The following is an 18,390-nucleotide window of genomic DNA, read 5'->3' on the forward strand; positions in this document are numbered from 1 at the left end:
AAACAGGCTTTGTAAAATGCGATTATCCATGAGCCCACACGCCCCCTCCCTCCCCACCGACGCAGTCACCTGGACCGACCCGGCCCGCCACGCCTTGTTTGACCGCTGGATCACCGACATCGCCCCCTCCCAAGGGCTCGTGTCCACTTCACTGCGCATCGCCTCTGCAGACGCCAGCTTTCGCCGCTACCTGCGGGTGGACACCGTGCAGGGCGAAAGCCGCATCGTCATGGACGCGCCACCCGACAAGGAAAACTCCGAGCCCTTTGTGCGCATTGCCGCCTTGATGAAGGCCGCAGGTCTGAATGCACCCGAGGTGCTGGACTGGCACGAAGCCCACGGCTTCATGCTGTTGACCGACCTGGGTGACGCCACCATGATGTCGGCCATCGACCCCGAGCGCCCCCAGGCCAACCATGGCCTCTACATGCAGGCGGTGGACACGCTAGTGCAGTGGCAGCTGGCCTCGCGCCCCGGCGTGCTGCCGCCCTATGATGCCGATTTGCTGAACCGCGAACTGAGCCTGTTTCCTGATTGGTATTTGGCCCAGCACCGGGGCGTGCAGCTGCAAGGTGCGCAGCGCGAGGTGTTTGACAAGGCCTTCGCCTTGATCGTGCAACGCAACCTGGCCGCGCCCAGCGTGTATGTGCACCGCGACTTCATGCCGCGCAATTTGATGATGCCGTTTGGCGCGAATCCACAGCTGGGCGCCCAACTCGGCGTTTTGGACTTCCAGGACGCGGTCTACGGCCCCATCAGCTACGACATCGCCAGCCTGATGCGCGACGCCTTCCTCACCTGGGACGAAGACTTTGTGCTCGACATCACCATCCGCTATTGGGAAAAAGCCCGCAAGGCGGGGCTGATGGACTTTGAAGACTGGCACAGCGACTTTGGTGCGTTTTACCGCGCCGTGGAATGGATGGGCCTGCAGCGCCACCTGAAAGTGGCCGGCATCTTTGCCCGCCTGACCTTGCGCGACGGCAAACCCAAATACCTGGCCGATGCGCCGCGCTTCATCCACTACATCCGCAGCACCTGTGACCGTTACCGCGAACTGGGCCCGCTGCTGAAATTGATCGACGAGATCGAAGGCACCACGCCTCAGGTCGGCTTTGCCTACGGGCGCATGTGAGCATGCCGCGCTTTTATTGCCCCGCCCCTTTGGCCACAGGCTTGGCGCTCAGCCTGCCCGCTGGCGCGGCCCGCCATGTGCAAGTGTTGCGAATGCAGCCGGGCGATGTGATCACCTTGTTCAACGGGGAAGGCGGCGAGTTTGACGCCACCGTCACCCGCATGGGCCGCAGCGATGTGGAGGTGGAAGTGGGGGCGCACCACGCGGTGGAGCGTGAAGCCGCCCGCGCCGTGCATTTGCTGGCCGGTATCACCGCCAATGAGCGCATGGACTGGCTGGTCGAAAAAGCCACTGAGCTGGGCGTGGCCAGCATCACACCCCTGGTGGCCGAGCGCAGCGTGCTCAAGCTCAAAGGCGAACGCGCCGAGAAAAAACTGGCGCACTGGCAAGGCGTGGCCGTGGCTGCGGCTGAGCAGTGCGGCCGCAACCGGGTGCCCACGGTGCACGCGGCCGTCACCCTCAAAGAGTGGTTGGCGCGGGCCGAAGCCGGGGAGCGCTGGGTGTTGTCTTTGTCAGAAGGCACACAAGGCCTGTCAGCCATGACCGGCAGCGGCCCCGTCACGGTGCTCAGCGGCCCCGAAGGGGGCCTGAGCCCCAGCGAAGAAGCCAGCGCCCTGGCCGCAGGATTTACCCCCATCACATTGGGCCCACGCGTGCTGCGGGCCGAAACCGCGCCCTTGGCGGTGCTGGCCATTTGCGCCTGACCTTGCCAGCGATGGGTTCCTGTCTAGGAGCCCACACCGTGGGCGATGGGTTGTGGTCCGCAGGGCATCGCTTGCAGGCAAGCTATAAAGACCAGCAGCCACAGATTCGTAACCATCTCACACAGAGGTGGGTGAGACTGGGGGCTTCAGCCAAGGCAACAGGTTTTTATTTGAGCCAAGGCGACACATCTTCATAAGTGGCTGGCGATACACTGCCCTTCATGAACCCCAACTTGATCCTCCTGACGCTCTGCCAGGGCCTGTTTTTCACCAACAACGTCACCTTCATCGCCATCAATGGACTGGTGGGTTTGTCCATGGCCCCGCTGGGCTGGATGGCCACTTTGCCCGTCATGGGCTATGTGGTGGGCGGTGCGCTGTCGACCGGGCTGGTGGCCAAGAGTCAGTCGCGCTGGGGGCGCAAAGTGTCTTTTCAGCTGGGGCTGGTGGTGGCTTTGTTTTCGGCGCTGCTGGCCGCTTATGCCGCCTGGAGCCACAACTTCTGGTTGCTGGTGGCGGCTACGGTCATTGCGGGTTACTACAGCGCCAACGGCCAGTTGTACCGTTTTGCAGCCGCCGAGTTGGCGGCGGACGGTTTCAAGGAAAAAGCGGTTTCGCTCGTTTTGGCCGGTGGCTTGATCGGCGCCATCGTCGGCCCCAACCTGGCGTCTCGCACACGCACCTTGTACGAGGTGCCTTTTTTGGGCGCTTACATGGCGCTGGGCATTGTGGCCATTTTGGCCATGGTGTGCATGGCCTTCATCCGCTTTCCGGCAGTGCCTGCCAAAAAGCCGGGCGACAGCGTGGGCAGGCCCCTGTCAGAGATCATGCGCCAGCCGGTGTTCATTGTGGCGGCGGCCGCTGCGGCGCTGAGCTACGGCGTGATGAACCTGCTGATGGCCGCCACGCCGCTGGCCATGCAGGTGTGCGGCTTCAGTTTTGACGATGCGGCGCTGGTGTTGGAGTGGCATGTGATCGGCATGTTCGCGCCGGGCTTTTTCACGGGGCACCTGATCAAGAAATTTGGCACGCTGCAGATCATGGCGGTGGGCGTGTTGATCAACTTTGTGTGCATCGCGATTGCCCTGTCGGGCGTGGAGTTGCACCAGTTCCTGATCTCGCTGTTCTTGCTGGGGCTGGGCTGGAATTTCCTGTTCACCGGCAGCACCACGCTGGCCATGAAGGCATGGACCCCCGCCGAGAAAGACCGGGGTCAGGCGGCCATCAACTTCTTTGTGTTCGCCACCATGGCCGTGACCTCGTTCGCATCAGGCGCTTTGGTCACCACACAGGGCTGGACTTGGCTCAACATCGGCTCGCTCTTGCCTGTGGCCCTGACGGGCGCAGCCTTGGTGTGGATGGTGGTCAAGCAGAAAAACGTGCCAGCAACCACGGCTTGAGCAGGCTGTAGACCTGCTCGCGCTCGGGGTCGTGAAAGATCTCGTGGTACATGGCCTCAAAGCAATGCGCCTGCACCACCTCTGCGGGCGCTGAGCGGGCAAAGGCCGCACTGGCTCCCGCTTGCACCAGGTGGTCATCGCCCGCATACAGCAGCAAGGTGGGCACCGACCAGCGCGCAGCCTCTTCGACGGTGCGCGTGCCTTGCGACAAAATCCACGCGGCCAGCCCGATCGAAATGCGCCGGTGCACCCGCGGGTCGGCCTTGTAGGCCTGCACCTCGGCCGCATCCCGCGCGACAAAGTTGGCATCCAACCCGTTGTCCACGCACAGGTGCGGGGCCAGCTTGGGCAAGGTGGCCAGCAAGAGTTTTTGCAGCACATTGGGCGAAGCCCCGAGTGCGGGGGACGACAGCACCGCTGCGTCAACAGGGCGCAGCTGCTCGGCCAAGGCGCGGGCCACCACCAGGCCGCCCATGCTGTGGCCCAGCAGCACCAGGGGCAAATTGGCGCTGTGCGGGTGCTGGCGCGTGGCGTCGATCACGCGGCCCAGATCAGCTTGCAGGCTGCCGGGGTGCAGCATGTCGCCGCGTGCGCCCTCAGACTGGCCGTGGCCTTGCTGGTCGTAAGCACGCACAATGAAACCCCAGCTGCGCAATTGGGCAGCCAGTTCACCATAGCGCCCGGCGTGTTCGCCCAGCCCGTGCACCAGCAACACCGTGCCCAAGCCTGGTGTTACGTCGGGAAGTGGCCAGTCGTAGACCGCCAGCATGCCCGCTTCACCTTGCAAATCCGAGCGTGTGGGCTGAAAGGGTGGCTGGCTCATGGCATGCGGGCCATGACTTCGGCCACGGATGCCGTCAGCTTTTTGGCGTAGGGCACATGCAAGAACTCATTGGGCCCGTGTGCGTTGCTCTTGGGGCCGAGCACACCGCAGACCATCATCTGCGCTTTGGGGAAACCGGCACTCAGCATGTTCATGAGCGGGATGGTGCCGCCTTGGCCGATGTAACCCACACCAGCACCAAAGTGCGCCTGACTCGAGGCGTTGAGGGCTTGCTCGAACCATGGCAAGGTGTCGGGCGCGTTCCACCCCGTGGCACCGCCGCCTGATTCGAAGGTGACCTTGGCTTGGTAAGGCGCGTTGTCTTCGAGCAGGGCTTTCATCTCGGCCACGGCTTGCGCCGCGTCCACCAGGGGCGGCAGGCGCAGGCTGAGCTTGAAGGCGGTGTAGGGCCGCAGCACATTGCCCGCGTCTTTCAGCGCCGGAAAGCCTTCGGCCCCGGTCACGCTCAGCGTGGGTGTCCAGGTGCGGTTGAGCAAGGCTTGCGTGGGGTCGGTGGTGGTGGGCAGCGCAAAGCTGGTCGAGCCGCCGCAATCGTAGTGCGCCCAGGGGAAGCGCTTGTACACCTCGTCGCCCAAAATGGCGGCCGTGGCTTGCGCTTGCGCCAAGCGCTCGGCCGGCACTTCGCAGTGGAAGCTCGCGGGCAGCAGGCGGCCGGTGGCGCTGTCTTCCAACCGGTCAAGCACCTGGCGCATGATGCGAAAGCTCGACGGCACCAGGCCCGAGGCATCGCCCGAGTGGATGCCCTCGGTCAGCACCTGCACCTTGAGCGTGCCGCTGGCCATGCCGCGCAGGCTGGTGGTGAGCCACAGCTGGTCGTAGTTGCCCGCGCCGCTGTCCAGGCAAATCACCAGGCCCACATCGCCCATGCGGGTGCGCAGCGCGTCCACATAAGGCAGCAAGTCATAAGAGCCGGATTCTTCGCAGGTCTCGATCAGGCCGACGATGCGCGGGTGCGGAGTCTTCTGGCTTTTGAGCGCCTGCACGGCCGCGATGCTGGCGTAGACCGCGTAACCATCGTCTGCGCCGCCTCGGCCATAAAGCTTGCCGTCTTCATAAACAGGGGTCCATGGGCCAAGATCGTTGCGCCAGCCGTTGAACTCGGGCTGCTTGTCCAGGTGGCCGTACATCAGCACCGTTTGCCCCGAGCCCTCGCTGGCAGCGCGGGTGGCCGCCACTTCAAAAAACATGACCGGCGTGCGCCCGGGCAACTGGATGATCTCGAGCGACAGGCCTTCCACCTTCTGCGCCTCAACCCATTGCGCGGCGCGGCGCAGCACCGATTCGATGTGGCCGTGCGCGGCCCAGTCGGCGTCAAACGCGGGTGATTTGGCGGGGATTTCGATGTAATTTTTCAGCTCGGGCACGATGGTGCTGTCCCAGGCTTGGGTGACGTCGTTCAAGGCGCGGGCGCTGTCGAGCAGGCTGCCGGGCATTTCGCGGTGCAGGGGGGCGTTCATGTTGGGGGCTCCTCGGGTCGGCTCAAAAGAAAAACACTGTAGCGCGTTTGGGATCGGCTGGCCACGGCGAGCACGCAAGCCAATGAAAGCGCCATGGATGCAGCGCGCCAAGCCCGGTCGGGTCAAGCAAGAGGCTGGGTAGAACGCCGCCGTCAGGCATGACCCCAATCGTTGTTACAGTCTCGCCAACGCCCACCCCACCCACAGCCTTCGGGCCTGAGGGGGGCTCACACCGACAACAAGCCGCCCAACAAGCAGCGAAAAAGGCTATCGCATGGACCCTAAAACCACCGCCAACCCCAGCCTGTACTTGTTTGAAAAGTTCGAGGCCGGGGTCATTCACCTGGATGCCCAGCGCAATGTGCTGGCCATGAACGACTTTGCGCGCCGGGTTTTGCCGGTGGACGAAAAACAGCCTTTCAATAAACTCGTCACCTCCTTCCATCCTGAGCGCTCCAAACCCAAGGTCAATTTTTTACTCGACGAGGCTTCGGGCTGCCCCATGGCCAATGCGGTGCCGATGACCATGATCATCAACATCCCCGAGCAGGTGCTGCTGATCAAAGTCAGCCGTCTGGGCGATGCCCAAGGTGTCACCACCGGTTTTGCCTTGGTGTTTTACGACGTGACCCAAGTGGTCAGCCAGGAACTGCCCGTGGTGGAGCCACCTGCCAAAAACATGCGCCTGTCGCGCATCCCGATGGTGGCCGATCAGAAAGTCTCTTTTGTGGACACCGCCGATGTGCTGAGTCTGGAATCGCAAGCCCACTACACCCGTGTACTGACGCGCGAGGGCTACCACTTTTGCAACCTGAGCATTGGCGATCTGGCGCTGCGCCTGGACCCGGCGCAGTTCATGCGGGTACACCGCTGTTTCATCGTCAATTTGCAGGCCGTGCAGTCCTTGGGGCGCGAGGGCAGCAAAACCCACATCTTGCTCAAAGGCAAAAACACCCAAGCCGTGCCCGTATCACGCGGCGAAGTCGCCCGCTTGCGCGAGGCGCTGGGCTTGGGCTGAACCCCCTGTAGTTGCAAGGCCTCGCAGCGATCAAGCCGAGAAAACCACCCCCACCCCCCTACACCCCTGGGTATTCAGCAGAAAAACCGAGGGTATTCACTTAACTTTATCAACGTAAGGACATTCCCTGATTGCGAGTTCAGAAAAGTCTGTTCAATTCATTTCATGCTCAATAAAGTGCATTTCGTGCAATAAATCGACCATAAAGAGACGATTTTGAATAAAGCCTGACTGTTCAGTCGGAAAAGGACTCTCCTCAATACTGGCCTCCTGTTTTCCAACAAAACTCAGGAGACCTTTGATGATTCCACCGCGTTTTGAATACCACGCGCCCAAAACTGTAGGTGAGGCGGTTGCCTTGCTCGGCCAGTTGGGCTCTGACGCCAAGCTGCTGGCAGGCGGCCACAGCCTGCTGCCGATGATGAAACTGCGTTTTGCGCAGCCCGAACACCTGATCGACATCAACCGCATTCCTGAACTCAAGGGCATTCGCGAAGAAGGTGCCACCGTGGTGATCGGTGCGATGACGGTGGAAAACGACCTGATCCGCTCCCCCATCTTGCAAGCCAAAGTGCCTTTGCTGTGCGAAGCCGCCAAGCTGATCGCTGACCCCCAGGTGCGCAACCGCGGCACGATTGGTGGCGACATCGCCCACGGCGACCCCGGCAACGACCACCCTGCTCTGTCCATCGCCATCGACGCCTCGTTTGTGCTGGAAGGCCCCAATGGCCGCCGCACCGTGGCCGCTGACGGCTTTTTCCTCGGCACCTACATGACGCTGCTCGAAGAAAACGAAGTCATGTGCGAAATCCGTGTGCCCGCCTTTGCACCCGGCACCGGCTCGTCTTACGAAAAGCTCAAGCGCAAAACCGGCGACTGGGCCACAGCCGGTTGCGCCGTGGTCATCCGCAAATCGGGTGACCAAGTCAGCCATGTGCGCATTGCACTGACCAACGTGGCCCCCACCGCCTTGCGTGCCGAAGCCGCCGAAGCCGCGCTGCTGAACAAGCCCTTCAACGCCGCCAACGTGCAAGCCGCCGTCGAAGCGGCGATTGCGATTTGCGACCCCGCGGAAGACCTGCGCGGTGACATCGAATACAAGACCGCCATGGCCGGTGAGATGGTCAAGCGGGCCCTGAACAAAGCCTGGTCGCGCTGCGCTTAAAGCATAAGGAAAACAACATGTCCAAAAAACTCGTCACCGTTTCCGTCAATGGCAAAAAAGAAGAAAAAGCCGTTGAACCACGCACCTTGCTGATCCACTTCTTGCGCGAAGAACTCAACCTGACCGGCGCCCACATTGGCTGCGAGACCAGCCACTGCGGCGCTTGCACCGTGGACATCGATGGCCAATCGGTCAAGTCCTGCACCCACCTGGCGGTGCAGTGCGATGGCTCGGAAGTGCTCACCGTCGAAGGCCTGGCCAACAAGGGCGTGCTGCACGCGGTGCAAGAAGGCTTTTACAAAGAACACGGCCTGCAGTGCGGCTTTTGCACGCCCGGCATGCTCATGCGTGCCTACCGCTTCTTGCAAGAGAACCCCAACCCGAGCGAAGACGAAATTCGCCACGGCATGGCGGGCAACCTGTGCCGCTGCACCGGTTACCAAAACATCGTCAAAGCCGTCCAGTACGCCGCCAAAAAACTGCAAGAGCCCGTTGCGGCTTGATGCGACAAACCATTTGATCGGAGACACACATGAACGCACCGGTACAAACCGCTGAAGCCCGCGAACTCGCGCTGGCCGGCATGGGCGCTTCGCGCCTGCGCAAAGAAGACGCCCGTTTCATCCAGGGCAAGGGCAACTACGTCGATGACATCAAGATGCCCGGCATGTTGCACATGGACATCGTGCGCAGCCCGATTGCCCACGGCCGCATCGTCAAAATCAACAAAGAAGCCGCGCTCGCCATCCCCGGCGTGCACGCCGTGCTCACGGCCGACGACTTGAAGCCCCTGAAGCTTCACTGGATGCCCACCCTGGCCGGTGACGTGGCCGCTGTGCTGGCCGACGAGAAGGTCCACTTCCAGATGCAAGAAGTGGCCATCGTGATTGCCGATGACCGTTACATCGCCGCCGACGCGGTCGAAGCCGTCGAGATCGAATACGAAGAGCTGCCCGTGGTGCTGGACCCCTATGCCGCGCTGCAACCCGGCGCCCCCGTCATTCGTGACGATCTGGCCGGCAAGACCGAAGGCGCACACGGCAAGCGTGACCACCACAACCACATCTTCACTTGGGATGCCGGTGACAAGTCGGCTGCCGACGCCGCTTTTGACAAGGCCGAAGTGACCGTGTCGCAGCACATGTACTACCCCCGCGTGCACCCTTGCCCGCTGGAGACCTGCGGCTGCGTGGCCAGCTTTGACCCGATCAAGGGTGACCTGACCACCTTCATCACCTCGCAAGCCCCTCACGTGGTGCGCACCGTGGTGTCCATGCTCTCGGGCATCCCCGAATCCAAAGTGCGCATCGTCAGCCCCGACATCGGTGGCGGCTTTGGCAACAAGGTCGGCATCTACCCCGGCTATGTGTGCGCCATCGTGGCCTCCATCGTGCTGGGTCGCCCCGTCAAGTGGGTCGAAGACCGCATCGAGAACATCTCGTCCACCGCCTTCGCCCGCGATTACCACATGGACGGCGAACTGGCTGCGACTGCCGACGGCAAGATCACCGGCCTGCGCGTGAACGTGGTAGCCGACCACGGCGCGTTTGACGCCTGTGCCGACCCGACCAAGTTCCCTGCGGGCATGTTCCACATCGTGTCTGGCTCTTATGACATTCCAGCGGCACACGCGAGCGTCAAAGGTGTTTACACCAACAAGGCCCCCGGTGGCGTGGCTTACCGCTGCTCCTTCCGCGTGACCGAAGCGGTGTACCTGATCGAGCGCATGGTCGACGTGCTGGCGCAAAAGCTGGGCATGGACAAGGCCGAGATCCGCGCCAAGAACTTCGTCAAGAAAGAGCAGTTCCCCTACACCAGCGCCTTCGGTTTTGAATACGACTCGGGCGACTACCAAACGGCACTCGACAAAGTGCTCGAAGCCGTGGACTACAAAGGCCTGCGCGCCGAGCAAGCGGCCAAACGCGCCGACCCCAACAGCCCCACGCTGATGGGCATTGGCTTGGTGACCTTCACCGAAGTGGTGGGTGCCGGACCATCGAAGATGTGCGACATCCTGGGCGTGGGCATGTTCGACTCTTGCGAAATCCGCATCCACCCCACCGGCAGCGCCATCGCCCGCATGGGCACGATCACGCAGGGTCAAGGCCACCAGACCACCTATGCTCAGATCATCGCCACCGAGCTGGGGATTCCGTCTGAAGTGATTCAGGTGGAAGAAGGCGACACGTCCACCGCGCCTTACGGCCTGGGCACCTACGGTTCGCGCTCCACCCCCGTGGCCGGTGCCGCCATTGCCTTGGCTGCCCGCAAGATCCACGCGAAGGCCCGCAAGATCGCCGCCCACATGCTCGAAGTCAATGAAAACGACCTCGACTGGGAAGTGGACCGCTTCAAGGTCAAGGGCGACGACAGCAAGTTCAAAACCATGGCCGATGTGGCGTGGCAGGCCTACCACCAGCCACCAGACGGTTTGGAGCCTGGCTTGGAAGCCGTGCATTACTACGACCCACCGAACTTCACCTTCCCCTTCGGCATCTACCTGTGCGTGGTGGACATTGATCGCGCCACCGGCGAGACCAAAATCCGCCGCTTCTATGCGCTGGACGACTGCGGCACCCGCATCAACCCGATGATCATCGAAGGGCAGATCCACGGCGGTCTGACCGAAGGTTTTGCCGTGGCCATGGGCCAGCAAATGCCATTCGATGCCCAAGGCAACTTGCTGGGCAACACGCTGATGGACTACTTCTTGCCCACCTTCGTGGAAACCCCGCACTGGGAAACCGACCACACCGTGACCCCTTCGCCACACCACCCTCTGGGTGCCAAGGGCGTGGCCGAGTCGCCGCACGTCGGCTCGATCCCGACCTTCACCTCGGCTGTGGTCGATGCCTTCTCGCACCTGGGTGTCACGCACCTGGACATGCCGCACAACGCTTTCCGCACCTGGAAAGCGCTGCGCGAGCACGGCGCCGCTTTGTAATCAGGAACCATCATGGAAGTCAAACTCGACAAACAATACCCGCTGGATGTGGACGCGGCACGGGCCTGGGCCCTGCTGACCGACCTGAAAGCCACGGCCAACTGCATGCCCGGTGCTGAAATCACCGAGCAGCTGTCTGAGACCTCGTTCAAGGGCGGCGTCAAGGTCAAGGTCGGCCCGGCTGTGGCCCAGTTTGGCGGCACGGTGGACGTGGTCGAAGCCGTGCCCGCTGAACGCAAGATGGTCTTGCGCGGCAAAGGTGCCGACAAGGGCGGCTCGTCCGCCTCGATGGACCTGACCGCGATCATCACCGCCGACCCGGCCAACCCGGCGCACTGCGTGCTGAATGGCCAAGCGGCGGTGATCGTGAACGGCAAGTTCGCACAGTTCGGCGGCCGCATGATGGTGCAAGTGTCCGACATGCTGCTGGCGCAGTTTGTCGAGAACTTCCGCCAGACTGCGCTCACCTTGCCTGCGGCCGAGGGCTCGCCCGCGGCTGCGCAGGCTGCTGCATCAGGTGGCGACGCTGCGGTGCCTGCTGCTGCGCCCACCGCCCCCGTGGTGGCCCGCGAGATCAACGGCCTGGCCATCTTCTGGGCTTTGCTCAAGAGCTGGTTTGGCGGCTTGGTCGGCAAGAAAGCCTGAGCATGACGACGCCAGACCTGAGCGCCACCGCTGCCACCCCCGCTGAGCAAGAGCGCTTGCTGCGTGAGCGGCTGCAGCGCTCGGGTTATCTGGCCGATGCCGACCTGGCCACCACCGTGTGGCTGGCGTCTGCTTTGCAGCGCCCGCTGTTGCTCGAAGGCGACGCGGGCGTGGGCAAAACCGCCTTGGCCACGGCCTTGGCCCAAACACAAAACGCCACCTTGGTTCGGCTGCAATGCTTTGAAGGCTTGGACCTGGCACAAGCCGCTTACGAGTGGAACTATGGCCGCCAGTTGATGGCGATCCGCATGAGCGAAGCGGCCCAAAATAGCGGCAGTCATAACGGCGGCAATCATGATGGCGCAGGCCGTGTGCGCGAGTCCGATGTGTTCAGCCGCGAATTTTTGCTCGAGCGCCCCTTGCTTCGCGCCATCAGCCAGACCGGCCCCTGCGTGCTCTTGATCGACGAGATCGACCGCGCCGACGAAGCCTTTGAAGCCTTTTTGCTCGAAGTGCTGGCCGAGTACCAAATCACCGTGCCCGAGATCGGCACCATCCGCGCCACGCACATCCCGCAGGTGATTTTGACCAGCAACGGCACGCGTGAGCTGTCAGACGCATTGCGCCGCCGCTGCCTGTACCACTACCTCGATTACCCGACGCTGGCGCGAGAAATCGCCATCGTCAAAACCGCCTTGCCCGAGGCCGACACCCGGCTGGTGGAAGACGCGGTGCAGTTCGTGCAGCGCCTGCGCCGCGAAGACCTGGCCAAGATCCCCGGCATTGCCGAGACGCTGGACTGGGTGCGTGCGCTGTTCCAGCTGCGCCACACCCATTTGCCCGAAGACATGTCGGCCGTGCTGGGCACCCTGGGCTGCCTGCTCAAGACCCGCGAAGACCGCTTTGTGATGGGCCCCGACCGCCTGCGCCAGCTGGTCGAAGGCCGCCGCACCGTGGGCGTGGCCGAAAACAGCACCGAGCAGGCCAAGGCCGCCGCATGACAACCCGGCCCCATCCCCCTGTAGGAGCCCACCCTGTGGGCGATGGGGCGTGGCACAGGCCCACAAAACCATCGTGCACAGGGTCGCCTCCTGCGTCAAAGAACGTGGCTGTATGACCCCCCACCTGGCCGCACCAACCACCCCTGCGCAGGCCACCGCGCCCTCAGAGCGGCTGGCAGGTTTCGCTGCGCTTTTGCGCGACCACGGCCTCACGGTGGGCGTGGCCGAGCAGCAGGCCATGTTGCAAGCCATGCTGTACTTTGGCCCTATTCACGAACGCCCATTGCAAGCCGCTTGGCGCGCCATTGCCTGCCACAGCCACCGCGAATGGCAGCTGTGGGCAGATGTGTACGAGCGCTTTTGGCACCCCGAAAAACTTCGCGGCGGCGTCAAGGTCAGCGGCCAAACCCGGCCCAGCCGCAACCTGCGCCAAAGCGTGCAGGCCCTGCACGATCAAATGGACGCGGCCCAAAAACCCGCCAGCTCACCGGCCAGCCAACCCGGCCAGAACGCCGCACCCCAAACCGCTGGCGACTCGGCATCGAGCCTGCATGACGAACAGGGCAGCGGTACGCCCCGCGCCCAAGGCGGTGCCAGCCGCACCGAAGCCCTGCACCAGCGCGACGGCCAGATGTGGATGCCGCAAGAACTCAGCGCCCTGCAAAGTCTGGCCCGCCAGATCACGGCCAAGCTGCAACCTCGCGCCACCCGCCGCTGGCGCGTGGCCCCACGCGGGCAGCGCCTGGACTTGCGCCAAACCCTGCGCCGCAGCGTGGGCTGGGGCGGCGAGTTGCTGCAACCGGCCTGGAAAGTCAAACGCGCCCTGCCCCCGCGCCTGTTCATCCTGGCCGATGTGAGCCGGTCCATGGAGTCGCACGCCGCGCTGTTTTTGCGCGTGGCCCGCGCTTTTGCCTTAGAGGCCGATGCCCGTGTCTTTGTGTTTCACACCCGCCTGGCCGAAGTCACGCCCTACATGCAGCGCGACACCCCCGCCATTCAGGAAAAAGTGAACGCTGTGACGGCTGGTTTTGGTGGCGGCACCCGCATTGCCACCAGCTTGCAAGACTTTGCCCGGCACCACGCCCGCGCCCAGCTCAACCGGGGTGCCCGTGTGTGGGTGTTCTCGGACGGCTTTGACACCGATGGGCCTGAATTTTTGAGCGCAGCGCTGCAGGAGGTGCGTGCACGCGGTGCCCGCATCACCTGGTTTCACCCCACGCGCCAGGTGCCCGCCGCTGGGGCCTTGCAGCGAGCGCGGGCCATGATTGACCGCTTTGTGCCCCTGGCCAGTTTGGCCGACTTGGCCGCTGCCCGCCATGTGTTGCACTGACATTTGACATCCAAGGAGAACGCCATGAACCGCAACGAATGGATCACGCAGGCCGCACGCTTGCAAGCCGCCGACCAGCCCTTTGCGCTGGTCACGGTGCTCAGCGCCCAAGCGCCCACTTCGGGCAAGGCGGGCGACAAGGCGGTGGTCACGCCCGACGGCCAGATTCATGGCTGGATTGGCGGTGGCTGTGCCCAACCGGCAGTCATCAAGACCGTGCGCCGTGCTTTGCTCGACGGCCAGCCGCGCAAGATCCGCATTGCCCCCTCAGACGAAAGCGCCGAGCGCGATCTGGGCGATGTGCTCGAATTTGGCATGGCCTGCCACTCGGGCGGCACGCTCGAATTGTTCATTGACCCGGTCATGCCCTCGGCCATGTTGACCGTGGTGGGCGACTCGCCCGTGGCACGTGCACTGGTGGGCCTGGCCCCCCGCGTGGGTTTGCGCGTGGCGGTGGTGGCGCAGGGCGCACAGGCCGCTGATTTTCCCGATGCCGACACGGTGCTGAACAGCGACGAGGCCTCGCAAGTGAGCGCCCGGCTGTCTTCACCCTTTGTGGTGGTGGCCACACAAGGCCGCCGCGACCTGCAAGGCCTCAAAGCCGCACTCGCCCTGCAGCCGCAAGGCCTGTGGTTTGTGGCCAGCGCGCGCAAAGCCGGTGTGCTGCTCGACACCTTGGTGACCAGCGGCGAAGACCCTGCAGCCGTGGCCCGCATCGTGGCCCCGGCGGGTGAATTCATTGGTGCGCAAACGCCCGAAGAAATCGCCTTGTCGGTGCTGACTTCGGTGGTGGCGGCACGGCGTGGGCGTGAATCCTCAGCGCCTGCGGCTCAGGCTGCTTTGACAGCGTCCATGGCTTCTTCAGCGCTTACATCATCTGTTGCAGCGGCGGCTGCTGGGTCGTCTTCTTGCTGCTCAACCACTGCGGCCACCGAGCCCAAGGAGGCCACCAACACCAAGGCGCTTGCGCCGGTGGCGGCCAGCGCTTGCTGCGGCGGGTCCAAACAGGCCGCAGGCCAAGCCGCTGCCACGGCGTCCGATGTCGTCCCAAGCCGGACCGTCGAGCCTGCATTGGCCCTGGCGGCTGTGCCAGCATCGGTCAAATCTTCTTGCTGCGGAGGCTGAACATGGGTTGCATTCTCAAAGGGGGCGGGGGCTTGTACAGCCGCGTGGCGGTGGGCGCGGTGCTGCTGGCTGCGGGTTCGGGCTCGCGCATGGGGCACCGTCCCAAAAGTTTGCTCGAATTGGGCGGCGTGCCACTCATTCGCCGCCAGCTGATCGCATTGTCGGGCGCGGGCATGGACGAGGTGGTGGTGGTGCTGGGCCACTACGCGGATCGCATCGAAGAGGCCGTCAAGGAATTTCCGGTGACGCTGGTGCGCAACCCTGACCCGGACGCTGGGCAGATTTCATCGCTGCGGCTGGGCTTGCAGGCGCTGTCGCCCAAGCTGGATGCGGTACTGGTGGCGCTGGCGGACCAGCCGCTCATCAACTCGCAAGACATCAACGACCTGATTGGGGCTTACAAAAAGCGCCCAACAGGCACGCAAGTCGTGCAACCCACGGTCGATGGCTTGCCGGGCAACCCGGTCATGTTCAGCACCGAGGTGCGCGAACAAATTCTGGCGGGCGCAGCGAACGTGGGTTGCCGCCAATGGCAGTCGGCCCATCCCGACCAAGTGCACCACTGGGCTTGCAGCAACAACCGCTACCGCACCGATGTGGACACGCTGGAAGACATTGCCGCGCTGGCTGCACGCACCGGACACCAGCTCAAGTGGCCAGCTGATTTGATGGTCACCGCTTGAAACCGACAGGCACCGCCATGATCCAGCCCGACCCACTCCACACGCTGTGGCACACGCCCATCGGCGTGCACCGGTTTGCGCAAGCCGAGGCGATCAACGAGGTGCTGGTGCGGGTGTTTCAGACCATGCGGGCCACGGATGTGGCTCAGGCCGGGACGGTGCCCAAAGCCTTTTACGCCAGCCGTGACGATTTGCTGCAACGCATTCGTCTGTCGGAATGGGAACAGCTGGTGGGCTTCATTGTGGACAGCGTGCGCCAGACCGTGGTGCTGGCCAACCAAGGGGCTTGGCCCGAGGCCAAGCCGGGTTTTCAGATCGCGCTGCGCGGCATCTGGTTCCAGATCTCCAGCCAGGGCAGCCACCACGATGTGCACACGCACGGCAACTGTTCGTGGTCGGGCGTGTATTGCCTGCAGGTCGATCCCCCCGAGCAGCGCTGCCAGCACCCGGTGCTGGGCGCGGCCAATGGTGTGACGCGTTTTTATGGTCCCCACTTCAACCGCCTGGGCGGCGCGGCCATGGATTTTGGCAACGCTTATTTGCAAAACGCCCACCTCGACATCGACCCCGTGCCGGGCCAGTTGGTGGTGTTTCCGTCTTGGCTGGCGCACCAGGCCATGCCCTATCACGGCACGGCTGACCGGGTGATCGTGTCCTTCAATGTGAGCGTGCACGCGGCCGGGGGTTCGGACCAATTGCATGGGTATGCGCATGTCTGATTTGCGCCGCGCATCAGCGACCCGGCACAGCGCTTTGGCCCATGCCGGCGAAGTGGCGCAGTGGGTGATGCTGCTCTTGGGCTGGTTGTGGCTGGGCGAGCAGGGCATGCGCCTGGGGTGGTCACTGGCCAGTGGGGTGCTGGCGGTGGTGCTGTGGTGGGCCGCGCGTTTGCTGTGCAGGGGCAGCCGCTGGGCATTGAGGGCCAGCCCGTCCGTGATGGCGGTGTGCGGCGGCCTGAGCGCCTTGGGCGTGTGGTTGCCAGAGGCTCTGGCTGCCACAAACCTGGCCCATCTTGGTCTCTTGGCCGTGGCACTGGTGTGGGGGGCGTGGAGCGGCTTGGTCGAAACTCTCAGCCGTGTCAGCACCTTTGATCTCGCTCCAGTGGCCTGGCACCCGGTGTTGGCCGCTGCTGCGGTGAGTTGGCTGTGGTGGGCACCAGTGGAGGGAATCTCGGCCACCGTGGCAACGAGTGTGTTGCTGGCGGTCTGCGCGGCCGTCTTGCACGCACGCGAGCTGGCGACGACGGATACGCTGCGGATGTGTCGAGGTCAACGTGCTGGTCTGTCCCAAGTGCTGGCCCCTTCAGCCATGGGCTTGATGATGGGCAGCTTGTGGCTGGGCAATGTGTGGTGTGCAGGTCTGGGTTGGACCACCCAAGAGATGGTGTTGGGGCACCTGGCCATGATGGCGGTATTGCCCACACTGGTGGCTTTGGTGGGCCGCGACGGTGTTGAGCGTCCCCAGTTTCGGCCATTACTGAGCCTGGCAATGCTGGCGCTGGGGGCTTTGATGCTGTTGGGGCAAAGTGCGTTGTACAACTTTTTGGCCATGCTGCTGCCCTCGCTGGCCTGGGCTGTGCACTGCAGCCGACCGCGTATGGCCCAGGTTTTTTCAAGCGGTGCATCCGCTTGGCTGATGCGCAGCATGGCGCTGGCACTGGGTCCGGGCTTGCTGCTCTGGGTCGGCATGGCCAGCCCGGCGCATGGCCCGCTGGCCATGCAAAGCGCCATGGCACTGCTGGGCACTTTGGCTGCAGTGCAGGTGCTGGTCTTGCGCGCACACCCCCCTGTCGCCTACCCGTCTTGGTCCACCCCTTGATCACCCTAAGATTTCTGTACAAACCACCCGCCCAATTCATCCACGGAGACAAGCATGAACAGCATCGACATTGACGTGATCCGCACCGCCCTCGACTGGCAAAGCCGGGGCCACCGCGTGGTGATGGGCACGGTGGTGCGCACCTGGGGTTCGGCCCCACGGCCCCCTGGCTCGCTCATGATCATTCGGGATGATGGCCAAGTGGCTGGATCGGTCTCGGGCGGCTGCATCGAAGACGATTTGATCCGCCGTGTGGCCGCAGGCGAGCTGGCCCTGCGCCTGCCCGACACCACCACCTACGGCCAGACGGCCGAAGAGGTGCGCCGCTTTGGCCTGCCCTGCGGCGGCTCGGTGCAGGTGGTGCTGGAGCCACTGTCGGCCCAATCGCAGCTGCGCGAATTGCTGGTGCTGATCGAGCAACACCAGCGCGTGGAGCGCCGCATGGACATGGCCACGGGCATGGTCCGCATGAGTGCGGCCACCGAAGGCGACAAGTTGCAGTTTGACGGCCAAAGCCTGACCACGGTGCACGGCCCACGCCTGCGCTTGCTCATCATCGGTGGCGGGCAACTCTCGCGCTATTTGGCCCATATGGCCGTGATGCTGGACTACCAGGTCACGGTGTGCGAGCCGCGCGTCGAATACCACGAAGGCTGGGAAGCCATGACAGGCGTGACCTTGTCCAAAGAGATGCCCGACGACTTGGTGCTGGCCATGCGCCTGGACCACAACAGCGCGGTGGTAGCCGTCACACACGACCCCAAACTCGACGACCTGGCCCTGATGGAGGCGCTGCGTACCCCCGCGTTTTATGTCGGCGCATTGGGCTCGCAGCACAACAACGCGCAGCGCCGCAAACGCTTGCTCGACTTTGATGTGAGCGAAGAAGAAGTGCGCCAACTGCACGGCCCCGTGGGCCTGAACCTGGGCGCTTTGACACCCCCCGAAATTGCGCTGAGCATCGTGGCCGAAATGACCGCCTTGCGCCGGGGCACCGATTTGAGCCAGGCGCTGAGCAATTGGTCAGGCTCGAAGACGGTGTGTGGGCTGAGCGCCTGAGTCTTTTGTAGGCGTCGCACCCCGTGCGCAATGGGCGTGGTACACGTCCTGATCTGTGGCCC

General features: G+C 63.6%; 17 protein-coding genes. 15 read left to right on the forward strand and 2 right to left on the reverse strand.

Going from position 1 to position 18,390, the window contains the following annotated elements:
* Positions 1-28 precede the first annotated feature (28 nt).
* The 3 genes from H663_RS34465 to H663_RS34475 all read left to right on the forward strand — a co-directional run bounded on the left by H663_RS34465 (position 29) and on the right by H663_RS34475 (position 3,239).
* Positions 29-1,135, forward strand: coding sequence for an aminoglycoside phosphotransferase family protein (locus tag H663_RS34465; protein ID WP_053169242.1), 1,107 nt, complete (start codon positions 29-31; stop codon positions 1,133-1,135).
* A 2-nt stretch (positions 1,136-1,137) separates the two neighbouring features.
* Positions 1,138-1,839: a 16S rRNA (uracil(1498)-N(3))-methyltransferase gene (locus H663_RS34470; protein ID WP_053169245.1), complete on the forward strand. Its 702-nt coding sequence runs from the start codon at positions 1,138-1,140 to the stop codon at positions 1,837-1,839.
* Between the two features lie 221 nt (positions 1,840-2,060).
* Positions 2,061-3,239 carry an MFS transporter gene (locus tag H663_RS34475; RefSeq protein ID WP_053169247.1) on the forward strand — a complete coding sequence of 393 codons (1,179 nt, stop codon included), beginning with the start codon at positions 2,061-2,063 and terminating at the stop codon, positions 3,237-3,239.
* On the opposite strand, the gene H663_RS34480 is transcribed toward H663_RS34475, so the two are convergent.
* Together H663_RS34480 and H663_RS34485 are read right to left on the reverse strand one after the other, a co-directional pair.
* On the reverse strand, positions 3,205-4,062 hold the full coding sequence (locus H663_RS34480) for an alpha/beta hydrolase (protein ID WP_053169249.1): 858 nt from the start codon (positions 4,060-4,062) through the stop codon (positions 3,205-3,207). The genes H663_RS34475 and H663_RS34480 overlap by 35 nt on opposite strands.
* On the reverse strand, positions 4,059-5,540 hold the full coding sequence (locus H663_RS34485; RefSeq protein WP_053169251.1) for a M20 family metallopeptidase: 1,482 nt from the start codon (positions 5,538-5,540) through the stop codon (positions 4,059-4,061). The genes H663_RS34480 and H663_RS34485 overlap by 4 nt, the downstream gene beginning before the upstream one ends.
* Before the next feature lie 274 nt (positions 5,541-5,814).
* Between H663_RS34485 and H663_RS34490 the strand changes: the two genes are divergently transcribed.
* The 12 genes from H663_RS34490 (at position 5,815) to H663_RS34545 (ending at position 18,328) form a co-directional block, all read left to right on the forward strand.
* Entirely contained in the window at positions 5,815-6,558 is a 744-nt protein-coding gene (locus tag H663_RS34490; RefSeq protein ID WP_053169253.1) for a LytTR family transcriptional regulator, read from the forward strand.
* A gap of 301 nt (positions 6,559-6,859) precedes the next feature.
* Positions 6,860-7,723, forward strand: coding sequence for an FAD binding domain-containing protein (locus tag H663_RS34495; RefSeq protein ID WP_053169255.1), 864 nt, complete (start codon positions 6,860-6,862; stop codon positions 7,721-7,723).
* Between the two features lie 17 nt (positions 7,724-7,740).
* Positions 7,741-8,226, forward strand: coding sequence for a (2Fe-2S)-binding protein (locus tag H663_RS34500; RefSeq protein ID WP_053169257.1), 486 nt, complete (start codon positions 7,741-7,743; stop codon positions 8,224-8,226).
* A gap of 29 nt (positions 8,227-8,255) precedes the next feature.
* A complete protein-coding gene (locus tag H663_RS34505) occupies positions 8,256-10,667 on the forward strand; it encodes an aerobic carbon-monoxide dehydrogenase large subunit (RefSeq protein ID WP_053169259.1) in 2,412 nt (803 codons plus the stop codon).
* Between the two features lie 12 nt (positions 10,668-10,679).
* Positions 10,680-11,312, forward strand: a complete 633-nt coding sequence (locus H663_RS34510; RefSeq protein ID WP_053169261.1) for an SRPBCC family protein — start codon at positions 10,680-10,682, stop codon at positions 11,310-11,312.
* 2 nt (positions 11,313-11,314) lie between these two features.
* Positions 11,315-12,313, forward strand: a complete 999-nt coding sequence (locus tag H663_RS34515) for an AAA family ATPase (protein WP_053169262.1) — start codon at positions 11,315-11,317, stop codon at positions 12,311-12,313.
* A 112-nt stretch (positions 12,314-12,425) separates the two neighbouring features.
* Entirely contained in the window at positions 12,426-13,643 is a 1,218-nt protein-coding gene (locus H663_RS34520; RefSeq protein WP_053169264.1) for a vWA domain-containing protein, read from the forward strand.
* 24 nt (positions 13,644-13,667) lie between these two features.
* On the forward strand, positions 13,668-14,768 hold the full coding sequence (locus H663_RS34525) for an XdhC family protein (RefSeq protein WP_053169266.1): 1,101 nt from the start codon (positions 13,668-13,670) through the stop codon (positions 14,766-14,768).
* 2 nt (positions 14,769-14,770) lie between these two features.
* Positions 14,771-15,451: a nucleotidyltransferase family protein gene (locus tag H663_RS34530; protein ID WP_053169268.1), complete on the forward strand. Its 681-nt coding sequence runs from the start codon at positions 14,771-14,773 to the stop codon at positions 15,449-15,451.
* A 17-nt stretch (positions 15,452-15,468) separates the two neighbouring features.
* The gene (locus H663_RS34535) at positions 15,469-16,170 is read left to right on the forward strand and encodes a TIGR02466 family protein (RefSeq protein WP_053169441.1); all 702 of its coding nucleotides are present in this window, start codon (positions 15,469-15,471) and stop codon (positions 16,168-16,170) included.
* Positions 16,163-17,269: a hypothetical protein gene (locus H663_RS34540; RefSeq protein WP_133240033.1), complete on the forward strand. Its 1,107-nt coding sequence runs from the start codon at positions 16,163-16,165 to the stop codon at positions 17,267-17,269. Before H663_RS34535 ends, H663_RS34540 begins: the two co-directional genes overlap by 8 nt.
* Before the next feature lie 54 nt (positions 17,270-17,323).
* Complete coding sequence (locus H663_RS34545; RefSeq protein WP_053169272.1) at positions 17,324-18,328, forward strand: XdhC family protein; 1,005 nt, start codon at positions 17,324-17,326, stop codon at positions 18,326-18,328.
* Positions 18,329-18,390: the final 62 nt, after the last annotated feature.

This window comes from Limnohabitans planktonicus II-D5 (assembly GCF_001270065.2).
In the GTDB taxonomy this organism is placed as follows: domain Bacteria; phylum Pseudomonadota; class Gammaproteobacteria; order Burkholderiales; family Burkholderiaceae_C; genus Limnohabitans_A; species Limnohabitans_A planktonicus.

Bases quoted from the DNA above. Each gene is read 5' to 3' on its own strand.
- H663_RS34465 (WP_053169242.1), top strand. From the start codon at position 29: ATGAGCCCACACGCCCCCTCCCTCCCCACCGACGCAGTCACCTGGACC.
- H663_RS34470 (WP_053169245.1), top strand. From the start codon at position 1,138: ATGCCGCGCTTTTATTGCCCCGCCCCTTTGGCCACAGGCTTGGCGCTC.
- H663_RS34475 (WP_053169247.1), top strand. From the start codon at position 2,061: ATGAACCCCAACTTGATCCTCCTGACGCTCTGCCAGGGCCTGTTTTTC.
- H663_RS34480 (WP_053169249.1), bottom strand. From the start codon at position 4,062: ATGAGCCAGCCACCCTTTCAGCCCACACGCTCGGATTTGCAAGGTGAA.
- H663_RS34485 (WP_053169251.1), bottom strand. From the start codon at position 5,540: ATGAACGCCCCCCTGCACCGCGAAATGCCCGGCAGCCTGCTCGACAGC.
- H663_RS34490 (WP_053169253.1), top strand. From the start codon at position 5,815: ATGGACCCTAAAACCACCGCCAACCCCAGCCTGTACTTGTTTGAAAAG.
- H663_RS34495 (WP_053169255.1), top strand. From the start codon at position 6,860: ATGATTCCACCGCGTTTTGAATACCACGCGCCCAAAACTGTAGGTGAG.
- H663_RS34500 (WP_053169257.1), top strand. From the start codon at position 7,741: ATGTCCAAAAAACTCGTCACCGTTTCCGTCAATGGCAAAAAAGAAGAA.
- H663_RS34505 (WP_053169259.1), top strand. From the start codon at position 8,256: ATGAACGCACCGGTACAAACCGCTGAAGCCCGCGAACTCGCGCTGGCC.
- H663_RS34510 (WP_053169261.1), top strand. From the start codon at position 10,680: ATGGAAGTCAAACTCGACAAACAATACCCGCTGGATGTGGACGCGGCA.
- H663_RS34515 (WP_053169262.1), top strand. From the start codon at position 11,315: ATGACGACGCCAGACCTGAGCGCCACCGCTGCCACCCCCGCTGAGCAA.
- H663_RS34520 (WP_053169264.1), top strand. From the start codon at position 12,426: ATGACCCCCCACCTGGCCGCACCAACCACCCCTGCGCAGGCCACCGCG.
- H663_RS34525 (WP_053169266.1), top strand. From the start codon at position 13,668: ATGAACCGCAACGAATGGATCACGCAGGCCGCACGCTTGCAAGCCGCC.
- H663_RS34530 (WP_053169268.1), top strand. From the start codon at position 14,771: ATGGGTTGCATTCTCAAAGGGGGCGGGGGCTTGTACAGCCGCGTGGCG.
- H663_RS34535 (WP_053169441.1), top strand. From the start codon at position 15,469: ATGATCCAGCCCGACCCACTCCACACGCTGTGGCACACGCCCATCGGC.
- H663_RS34540 (WP_133240033.1), top strand. From the start codon at position 16,163: ATGTCTGATTTGCGCCGCGCATCAGCGACCCGGCACAGCGCTTTGGCC.
- H663_RS34545 (WP_053169272.1), top strand. From the start codon at position 17,324: ATGAACAGCATCGACATTGACGTGATCCGCACCGCCCTCGACTGGCAA.